The following is a 10027-nucleotide window of genomic DNA, read 5'->3' on the forward strand; positions in this document are numbered from 1 at the left end:
TCCCTACTCCGGCGACGGCACCGGCGGCCTCGAGGTCAGCGCGGTGCCGGCGGCCGCGACAATGACGGCGGCGATGCCCGCCAGTTGCGGCGAGGTCAGGCCCCCGTGCAGGAACAGGAAGCCGGCGAGCGCGCCAAGCCCCGGCTCCAGGCAGGTCAGCGTGCCGTAGATGCGGGCCGGCATGCCGGTCAGCGCCACCATCTCCAGGAAGAACGGCAGCGCGCTTGATAACAGGCCGACATGCCGACCCGGTCCGTCGGCTGCTTCCCGGCTGCTCCGTGAACTGGGCCTATAAGCGCGCTGTCCAGACTTCTACCCGCCAGAACGGGTCCCACACAAACAGCCGGACAACCGAAGGGCGATATTCTCAAAAAAGGCCGGGCGGACTCGCACAAGATACTTCCGTCAATGTGTAATCGTCGGAGAACAGTTCTCTGCTGCAAATAAATACCCTCGACACACAACTTCTGTTGATTTCCCGGAAAAAATTTCTCGCGTATAGTGCCAATCCGAGGGTCATGGAAGCCGTAGAGAGCACCCATGCCTGAAACAGGGGATTTTCAAACATCGAGTTGTAACTGGGGGGGACGGGACATGCTTGAAGGATTGACGGGGTTCAGGGACAAATTGACGTCGCGGTTTGCGGCCAAATGTTTCGCGATCGCTGGTAGCTTGCTGCTGATTTTATGCCTGGGACGGACCGCATGGCTGGAGCATATTGCCGCGCCGACCCAGTCACTTGCAATGGCCTGGTTACGCCTGACGGCAAGGTTGTGCCTGAGACACCGCCGGACGACAAGGTTCCGCCTGAGACACCGCCAGACGGCAAGGTTACGCCTGGGACGCCGACAGACGAACAGAAGGCGGCGATGGCCGATGGTGCCTTGCAGTTGCTGGCGGTCCGGCCGACGTCGACGGTCATAAATCACCACATCTGCATCGTTGTCGGCGGTGTCGTGCCACAAGTCGCCGAGGCGCGTCTGGCGGACGACATCATCCAGAAGCGCAAAACGCGTGATGAAGCGCAAGCCGATTACGAAGCCGCAAGCGGATCGGCGCGCGATGGGGCGTGGAACACGCTACAAGCAACCGACACGGCTCTGCAGAAGGCGCTCACTGCTGCCGCCACCAAGCCGCAACCGATCACCTTGTCGGTGTTCCTGAACGGCAAGACCTCTTCCGACCTGACGGTTCCGGCCGAAGCCAAGTCAGGCCCGCAGGCCCTTCTGTTCGGCTTGGAGGTTCCCAACGATGCAGAAAAAGCGGTGCGACCTTCTGGCGCGAACTGCTGAGTGCCCCGACGCCGGACAAGGACTGGACCAAAATTGGTCAGAAGGCCCTCGCCATTGGTCTGTCGCGAGGCACAACCACCTTGCCGGATACGACGACCGAGACGGTCACGGTCATGGTCTACGATCTCCTGACGCTGGCGATCGGCACCCTTTCGCTTCTGTGCTTTACCGCTAGCTTCTGCGGACTGGCCAGGCAGACGACGATGCTGCGCGACAACAAGCGCACCCAGAACGACGTGCAGATCGCGACCGACGCGTTGACGGCGGCGCAGACGGCAGATCAGGACGCAAAAGCAAAGCTGAAGGACTCCGTCGATGCCGCCGCGGCGGCAAAGACCGGTGTTGCCAACGCAAACGACGCGGCCGCCAAAGCCGCCGACGATGCCGCCAAAGCCGCCGCTGCCGACGCCGTGGCAAAGGCTGCCGCCGAATCCGAAAGCGCGCAGACAGCCGTGGTCACCGCAACGGCTGCCGCCAACAATGCGGCCAGCACGTTGAAGGCGGCTCAAGCCAAGGCCGATGAGGCGGCCAAGACTGGCAATATCGAACGGCCGATAGGCCCCTACAGCCTCGCCCGCACGCAAATGGCCTTCTGGATGTTCCTGACAGTGGCCGGGTTCGTGTTCATCTGGCTGACCATGGGCATCTATCTCGGGCTGATCACCAGCGGCATTCTTGTGCTCTTGGGAATCAATGCGACATCCGGAATGGCGGCCATCGGCCTCAACGATGGGAACGACGACACAAGCACCTCGAACTCGTTCTTTCTGGATATTCTAAGCGATGGCAAAGGACCCGTGCTGCATCGTATCCAGGCGGTGGCGTGGACTTGCATCCTGGGAATCCTGTTCATTTGGAACGTCGTCTGGAGCTTCACCTTCGTCAACTTCGACACCAATCTGCTGCTGCTGGTCGGTGTGGCGCAGAGCATGTACGTCGGTTTCAAATGGCAGGAAGCGCCGGCCGCGCCGCCCGATCAGAATTGATCTGTCGAAAGCATTACGGCCGGGGACTTCCCCCGGCCGGGCGGTTCGGCACGAGCATCGCCGCCCCCTACTCCGGCGACGGCACCGGCGGCTTCGAGGTCAGCGCCGTGCCGGCGGCCGCGACAACGACCGCGGCAATGCCGGCCAGCTGCGGCGGGGTCAGGCTCTCATGCAGGAACAGGAAGCCGGCCAGCGCGCCCAGTCCCGGCTCCAGGCAGGTCAGCGTGCCGTAGATGCGGGCCGGCATGCGGGTCAGCGCCACCATCTCCAGGAAGAACGGCAGCGCGCTCGAAAACAGGCCGACGAGCAGCGCGCTGACCAGGATCGACGGTGCCAGCAGCCCCGTTCCCGCCTGCGCCACGCCGAAGGGCAGCACCAGCACGGCGGCGATCGCCATACCGTAGGCGGTGGTGCGGGTGCCGAGCTCGGCACCCGCCTTCTGCGCCAGCACGATGTAGAGCGCCCAGAACCCGCCGGCCGCCAGCGCCAGCATCACCCCGATCGGATCGAGCGGCTGCAGCGAATGAATGAAGGGCGACAACAGGATGATGCCGGCCACTGCCAGCGCGATCCAGGCAAAATCGCTGGCCCGCCGCGAGGTCAGCGTCGCCACCAGCAGCGGCCCGGAAAATTCGAGCGCCACCGCGACACCGAGCGGGATCCTGGCAAGGGCTGCATAGAACAGCAGGTTGAGCGCGCCGAGCGTCACGCCATAGGCGACCAGCCACGGCAAGGTGGCGCGCGTCGGCCGCATCTGCCAGGGCCGCAGCACCGCGATCAGCATCAGCGCGCCGATGACCAGCCGCAACGTCGTTGTGCCCTGCGCGCCGATCTGTGGGAACAGCGTCTTGGCGAAGGTGGCGCCGATCTGGATCGACACCATGGCCCCCATCAGCGCCGCGACAGGCAAGGGCGCTGCTTCGCGACGGGCAATTGGCGTCGATGTCACTTGGGTTTCATCCTTCCCTGCCGGGCATCCGCGCGACCCGGCGGCATGGCTGGCAGCTATGGCCTGCCCGGGCGGGCCTGTCGTGAGGCACGGGACGACAGTCGGCTGGGGCAAGCGCTGGCATCGGGTCCGGAAGTCGGGGAACACCCTTCCGGCCATTCACGGCATGCTTGGGGCTGCCTGCCTAAGCGGCGGCGGCAACAGAGCGCTTGAAGACGATGGTGACCCGCGTGCCCTTGCCGGCGCTCGAATTCACGTCGAATTCCGCCTTGGCGTTCTCGGTCAGCGAACGCGCGATCAGCGCGCCGAGCTTGCCGGGCTTGGGCCAGGTCTCGCCTTCGGGCAGGCCGATGCCGTCGTCGGCGATCACAATACGGCAGCCATCGCCGTTGACGATGCTGTGCAGTGTGATCGTGCCGCCGTCGCGCCCTTTGAAGGCATGCTTGAGCGCATTGGTCAAAAGCTCGTTCACCACCAGCCCGGTTGGCATGGCGACGTTGACCGACACCGGATAGGTATCGACCTTCATGTCGAGGCGAATTCCCTCGACCGCATGCGAGTTCATCACCGCCGATGCGATCTGGCTGAGATAGACGCCGAGATCGACCTCGTCCTTGTGATCGTCGCCCGACAGCGTCTGGTAAAGGATCGCCAGCGCGTCGACGCGGCCGGCCAGCCTCTCGAACCGCTTCTGGTCCGGCTCCATCGCATTGCGCGTCTCCAGCCGGATCAGCGCGGTGATCATCTGCAGATTGTTTTTCACCCGGTGCTGCAATTCGCGCAGCAGCGTGTCCTTCTCGCGCACGAGTTCCTCGACCGAAGCTGCATCCTCGGTCTCGCCATGGGCCGAGACGTCGACCAGCGCAACCAGCCGGAAGCAGACCTTGCCATTGTCGTCCTCGATGACGTTGGAATAGGCGTCGACGATCGCCGGCGTGTCCTCGGCCCGCTCCAGCCGGAACGTACCGACAAAATCGGTCTCCTCGACCAACGCTTCGAACAGTGCGCGGTCCTTCTGCTGGTGCAGGCCGGTGCCGGAAAGTGCCGCCCAGTGCTTCTGGGCGAGCCTGGCCGCCTTCAGCCCTGACAGCTTCTCGAATTCCGGGTTGGCATAGACGACGCGCTCCTTCGCGCCGAGGTCCGAGACGGCAATGGCGATCGGCACCTGGTCGAGGAACTTCTTGAACTGTTCGCTTTCCAGCGCGCTGGCAAGGTCCGGCGTATCGAGCAACTGCTCGACCGCTTCGGCCTTCTGTGTGTCGGATGTCATCTGCGGCGCCTGTGCTGTGCGTGAGCGCCATCAGTATCAGCGATAGGGTGCGCCTGCCATCACAATGCAGGAGGAGGCTGGCACCTGCCTCCGCGTCAGGGCGCCAAATCGGTCGCCCGCCCCCGGTTCAGGCGCTGAACGACACGCCCCTGCGGCGCATTCCGGCCTGCACGCCGCGCACGATCAGCCGGGAGAGCATTTCCATGTCCCAGGGCATTCCCGGACGCCAGACATCCAGCAGCAGGGCTATGCGACCTTCATCGGCGTTGTTCATCACCTCGTGCGGGTAGGTGTCGTCCCACAACATGCCTTCGCCGTCGGTGATCCGCTTCTCCTGATGGTTGATCATCATGATGGTTGCCGGGCGGCCATCGGCCTGGCGCGGGATGACCAGGCCAAGGTGGAACCGCATGATGCCGCGGAACGGTCCGCGGTGGGCGGGTATGTGCTTGCGCGGCGCGAGGAACGAGATAGCCGCCGATTTGACTTCGGGGCATTCGGCAAGCAACCGGCTGAGAACCGGCATCCGCGCCAGGTTCTCCGGAACAGTCATGTCATAGGCCTTGAGCACGAACATGCGCCAGTCGAGCCCGTCATTGGCCGAGATATCGGCCTGCTCGGGCATGATGTCGTGGAAGCGCGGGACCTTGCCCAGATGCACGCCCAGCGCTTCGTCGCGGATGTCGCGCCAGGCATTGGTGAATTTCGCCGCGTTCGGAAATTCGGTGGCGGTATCGAGGATCGCCGGCGCGTCTATGCGCTTTTCATAGACACGCCGGATCACATCGGATGCAAGATCGTAGGTACGGGACATCGCATTGCCTCCACGACATTTTAAACGGACGGCCCCCGGTTTTGCTTACACATTTAGTTCACTGCGACGTCATCGTGGCCAGCCGTGGCCCGGTCTTGACGTCGACGATCTCGGGCTTGCTGCTGTCGACCGCACCATCCCAGCCGCCGCCGAGCGCCTTGTTGAGGGCGATGTAGTTGGTGGCCAGAAGGACGCGGCTTTGCAGCAGGGAATCCTCGGCTGAGTAGAGCGAGCGCTGGGCGTCGAGCACGTCGAGCAGGCTGGTCTCGCCGGCCTTGTAGAGCGTGCCTTCGAGGCTCGCCGCCTCGCCATAGGATTTCGCCGACGCGGCAAGCTTGCTGATCCGGATGCGCTCCTGCGCCATCAGCACCAGCGCATTCTCGACATCCTCGAGCGCGGTCAGCACCGAGGCGCGGTAGGCGATGAAATACTGGTCGCGCTGCGCGCGGGCGACGTCGGCGGCCGCCTGCAGCTGCCCTGCATTGAACAGCGGCACGCTGAGCGACGGCCCGAAAGACCAGCCGATCGACGAATTCTTGCCGAGATCGCCGAGATTGAGCGCCGCCGTGCTGATGTTTCCCGTCAGGCTGACCGAGGGATAGCGCGCCGCCTCGGCCTGGCCGACCTTGGCGGTGTATTGCGCATATTGCCGCTCGGCCATGCGCACATCGGGGCGCGACAAAAGGATGTCGGCGGGAATCCCGGTCGGCATCGGCAGGCGCGGCGACGGGATCGGCTTGCTGCGCTTCAGCCGCTCGCTGAGTGCCGCCGGCGGCCGGCCGGTGAGCACCGACAGGCGATGCACCGCCTCGGCATAGCTTGCCTCCAGCGTCGGCACCGCGCCTCGGTGCTGGCCGCCTGCCCCATCGCCTTGGCGACGTCGGCGGCCGTCGCCGACCCCGCCAGCGCCATGGTGCGGGTGAGTTCGGCGGTCTGCCGCTGCGACACGGCCGAACGCCGGGCGAGCGCGATGCGGGCCTGGTAGCCGCGCGCCTGGGTGTAATAGGACGCGACATCGCCGACCAGGGTCAGCAGCGTCGAGCGCAGCTCCTCCTCAGACGCGTCCACACCGTAGCGCGCCGCCTCGACGCCCCTGCGGTTGGCGCCGAACAGGTCGAGCTCCCAGCTGGCGTCGAAGCCTGCCTGGTATTCTGCGTAGATGGAATTGGTTCCCGATGTGGTCTCGGCCGACTTGTTGCGCGTCACCGAGCCGGAGCCGTCCACCGACGGCAGCAATGTGCCGGCGCTCTGGCGGTAGCTGGCGCGCGCTTCGCGGATCTTGGCCTTAGCGGTGGCGACGTCGAGATTGCCGGCGACGGCTTCCTCGACAAGCGTGTTGAGCTGCGGATCGCGCAGCCGCTGCCACCATTGCGACAGTTGCGCCGGCTGGACGGATTTCGTCGGCTTCTCACCGCTCCAGTTCGCCGGCATCGGCAGGATGGGCGTGCGATAGTCCGGGCCAACGACGCATCCGGCGAGCAAAACAGCCGTAATCATGGGCACAATGAGCCGCCCCGCGCCACCGGGCCACGTTCAAAACCTGTCATGGAAAGTTTCCTTATTGCTGGTTGGCCGTCGCCGGCTTCTCGTCGCTGCCCTGCCCAGAATCTTGTTTGGCCGCGCCGCCCTTGAAGATGCGCCGCACCGTGACGAACAGCAGCGGCACCAGGAACACGCCGATCACCGTCGCCGCGATCATGCCGCCCATGACGCCGATGCCGACCGAATTCTGCGCGCCGGAGCCGGCGCCGCTGGCAATCGCGAGCGGCGTGACGCCGAGGATGAAGGCCAGCGACGTCATCAGGATCGGCCGCAGTCGTTGTCGCGCCGCCTCCAGCGTCGCCTCGACCAGCCCCATGCCCGCCGCCTGCCGCTCGATGGCGAACTCGACGATGAGGATGGCGTTCTTGGAAGCCAGGCCGATCGTGGTCAGCAGGCCGACCTTGAAATAGACGTCGTTGGTCTGGCCGAAGAGTGTCGCCGCCGCCAGCGCGCCGAAAATGCCGATCGGCACCGACAGCATGACCGCGAACGGGATCGACCAGCTCTCATAAAGCGCCGCCAGGCACAGGAACACGACCAGCGCCGAGATCGCATAGAGCGACAGTGCCTGGTTGCCCGAAAGCCGTTCCTGATGCGACAGGCCGGTCCACTCATGCGAATAGCCGGCCGGCAGCTGCGCCACCAGCCTGTCGATCTCATCCATGGCCGCACCCGAGCTTACGCCCGCGGCCGCCGCGCCCTGGATCTCGACCGCCGCCGAGCCATTGTAGCGTTCCAGCCGCGGCGAACCGAATGTCCAGTGGCTGGAGGTGAAGGCCGAGAACGGCACCATGGCGCCGCTGGCATTGCGAACCTGCCATTTGTCCAGATCTTCCGGCTGCATGCGGAAGTTCGCGTCCGACTGCATATAGACCGGCTTCACCCGCCCGCGGTCGATGAAGTCGTTGACGTAGTCGCTGCCCCAGGCGCTCGACAGTGTGTTGTTGATGTCGGCGAGGCTGACGCCGAGCGCGCTGGCCTTTTCCTGGTCGATGTCGACAGAGAATTGCGGCTGGTCCTCCTGGCCGTTGGGCCTTGTGGCGGTGAGCAGCTTGCTCTGTGCCGCGAGGCCCAGAAGCTGGTTGCGCGTCTGGATCAGCGCGTCATGGCCGGCGCCGTTGACGTCCTGGAGGTAGAAATCGAAGCCGTTGGTGTTGCCAAAACCCTGGATCGCGGGCGGGGCAAGCGCGAAGACCTGCGCGTCCCTGATCTTGCGGAAGGCACCCATGGCACGGCCGGCGACCGCTTGCGCCGCCAGGGCCGGCGATGAGCGCTCGCTGAATTCCTTCAGCGGCACGAAAGCAATACCAACATTCTGCCCGGCGCCGCCGAAGCCGAAGCCGGAAGCGGTGAAGACGCCTTGGACAGCGTCCTTTTCCTCCTTGAGATAATGATCGGTCACCTCAGCCAGCACACGCTCGGTCCGGTCCTGTGTCGCACCGACCGGCAGCGACACGCTGGTGATCAGGATGCCCTGGTCCTCTTCCGGCAGGAACGAGCTCGGCAGCCGGGCAAACATCCAGCCCATGGCGATGACGATGGCGAGGAACACGGCGAGGAAGCGCCAGGACCGATTGATGATCCCGTGCGAGCCGTCGCGATAGGCCGTCGTGCCGCGATCGAAGACGCGGTTGAACCAGCCGAACGGGCCGGTCTGCGTCGCATGGTCCTTGGGCCGCCGCAGGATCGTGGCGCACAGCGCCGGCGTCAGCACAAGTGCCACCAGCACGGACAGCACCATGGCCGAAACGATGGTCACCGAGAACTGCCGGTAGATGATGCCGGTCGAGCCGCCGAAAAAGGCCATCGGCACGAACACCGCCGACAGCACGGTGGCGATGCCGACCAGCGCGCCGGTGATCTCGTTCATCGATTTTCGCGTCGCCTCCTTAGGCGATAGATCTTCCTCCTGCATGACGCGCTCGACATTCTCGACGACGACGATGGCGTCGTCGACCAGCAGGCCGATGGCCAGCACCATGGCGAACATGGTCAGCGTGTTGACCGAATAGCCGAACAGCGACAGCACGCCGAACGTGCCGAGCAGCACCACCGGCACGGCGATGGTCGGGATGATCGTCGCCCGCAGATTCTGCAGGAAGATGAACATCACCAGGAACACCAGCACGATCGCCTCGGCCAGTGTCTTGACCACCTCCTCGATCGACAGCCGCACGAAGGGTGAGGTGTCGTAGGGATAGACGACCTCGACACCTTGCGGGAAGGTCGAGCTCAGCCGGTTGATCGTCGAGCGCACCGCTTCCGCGGTGCTGATGGCGTTGGCGCCGGTTGCGAGGTTGATGGCGACGCCGGCCGCCGGCTGGCCGTTGTATCTGGCTTGCGTCGTATAGCTCTCGGCGCCGAGCTCTACGGTGGCGACGTCGTTGAGGCGAACCAGCGAACCGTCGGTCTGGCTTTTCAGGATGATGTTGCGGAACTGTTCGGCGGTCTGCAGCCGGCTCTTGGCCGTCACCGTGGCGTTGAGCTGCTGGCCCTTGCGTTGCGGCATGCCGCCGAGCTGGCCGGCCGAGACCTGCGTGTTCTGCGCCTCGATCGCCGAGGCCACGTCGCTCGGCATCAGCGTGTATTTGGCGAGCTTGTCGGGATCGAGCCAGATGCGCATGGCATAGCTGGAGCCGAACAGCTGCGTCGAGCCGACGCCTTCGACGCGCTTCAGCGTGTCGTTTATGGTCGAGTCGACATAGTCGGCAAGGTCGGTCGAGTTCATCTTGCCGTCGCTGGAGACGAAGCCGATGACCATCAGGAAGCCGGTCGAGGATTTCGAGACGGTGATGCCGTTGCTCTGCACCACTTGCGGCAGCTGCGACTGCACCAGCTGCAGCTTGTTCTGCGTCTGCACCTGGGCGGTGTCGGGATCGGCCGCACTGGTGAAGGTCAGCGTGATCGTGGCCGCACCGGTCGAGGTCGAGGTCGCCGTCATATAGTCGAGATTGTCGATGCCGGTCATGCCTTGCTCGATGACCTTGGTCACCGAATTCTCGACCGTTTGCGCGTCGGCGCCGGGATAATTGGCGCTGATGTTGACCGTGGTCGGCGCGATCTGCGGATATTGCGAAATCGGCAGCGTGGTGAGCGCGAGCAAGCCGCCCAGCATGATCACGATGGCGATCACCCAGGCGAAGATCGGCCGGTTGATGAAGAATGCTGACATCG

The 10027-nt window shown here is 64.7% G+C and carries 7 protein-coding genes and 1 pseudogene; 2 read left to right on the forward strand and 6 right to left on the reverse strand.

Annotated elements, in window-relative coordinates; genetic code table 11:
- Positions 1-3 precede the first annotated feature (3 nt).
- On the reverse strand, positions 4-198 hold the full coding sequence (locus tag HB778_RS03290) for a hypothetical protein (RefSeq protein WP_244661791.1): 195 nt from the start codon (positions 196-198) through the stop codon (positions 4-6).
- Between the two features lie 506 nt (positions 199-704).
- On the opposite strand from HB778_RS03290, the gene HB778_RS03295 reads away from it, so the two are divergent.
- Together HB778_RS03295 and HB778_RS03300 are read left to right on the forward strand one after the other, a co-directional pair.
- Positions 705-1292, forward strand: coding sequence for a hypothetical protein (locus HB778_RS03295; protein WP_183461448.1), 588 nt, complete (start codon positions 705-707; stop codon positions 1290-1292).
- An 80-nt stretch (positions 1293-1372) separates the two neighbouring features.
- Complete coding sequence (locus HB778_RS03300) at positions 1373-2278, forward strand: hypothetical protein (protein ID WP_183461450.1); 906 nt, start codon at positions 1373-1375, stop codon at positions 2276-2278.
- A 67-nt stretch (positions 2279-2345) separates the two neighbouring features.
- On the opposite strand, the gene HB778_RS03305 is transcribed toward HB778_RS03300, so the two are convergent.
- The 5 genes and pseudogenes from HB778_RS03305 to HB778_RS03325 form a co-directional block, all read right to left on the reverse strand.
- Entirely contained in the window at positions 2346-3227 is an 882-nt protein-coding gene (locus HB778_RS03305; protein WP_183461452.1) for an EamA family transporter, read from the reverse strand.
- Between the two features lie 184 nt (positions 3228-3411).
- Positions 3412-4497 (reverse strand): sensor histidine kinase, encoded by a 1086-nt coding sequence (locus HB778_RS03310; RefSeq protein WP_095203948.1) that lies wholly within the window; start codon positions 4495-4497, stop codon positions 3412-3414.
- Positions 4498-4624: 127 nt separating this feature from the next.
- Positions 4625-5311 (reverse strand): aspartyl/asparaginyl beta-hydroxylase domain-containing protein, encoded by a 687-nt coding sequence (locus tag HB778_RS03315; protein ID WP_095203949.1) that lies wholly within the window; start codon positions 5309-5311, stop codon positions 4625-4627.
- A 58-nt stretch (positions 5312-5369) separates the two neighbouring features.
- A pseudogene (locus tag HB778_RS03320) lies at positions 5370-6858 on the reverse strand (efflux transporter outer membrane subunit).
- A gap of 11 nt (positions 6859-6869) precedes the next feature.
- A complete protein-coding gene (locus HB778_RS03325) occupies positions 6870-10025 on the reverse strand; it encodes an efflux RND transporter permease subunit (protein WP_183461453.1) in 3156 nt (1051 codons plus the stop codon).
- Between the last annotated feature and the right edge of the window lie 2 nt (positions 10026-10027).

This window comes from Mesorhizobium huakuii (assembly GCF_014189455.1).
GTDB lineage: Bacteria > Pseudomonadota > Alphaproteobacteria > Rhizobiales > Rhizobiaceae > Mesorhizobium > Mesorhizobium huakuii_A.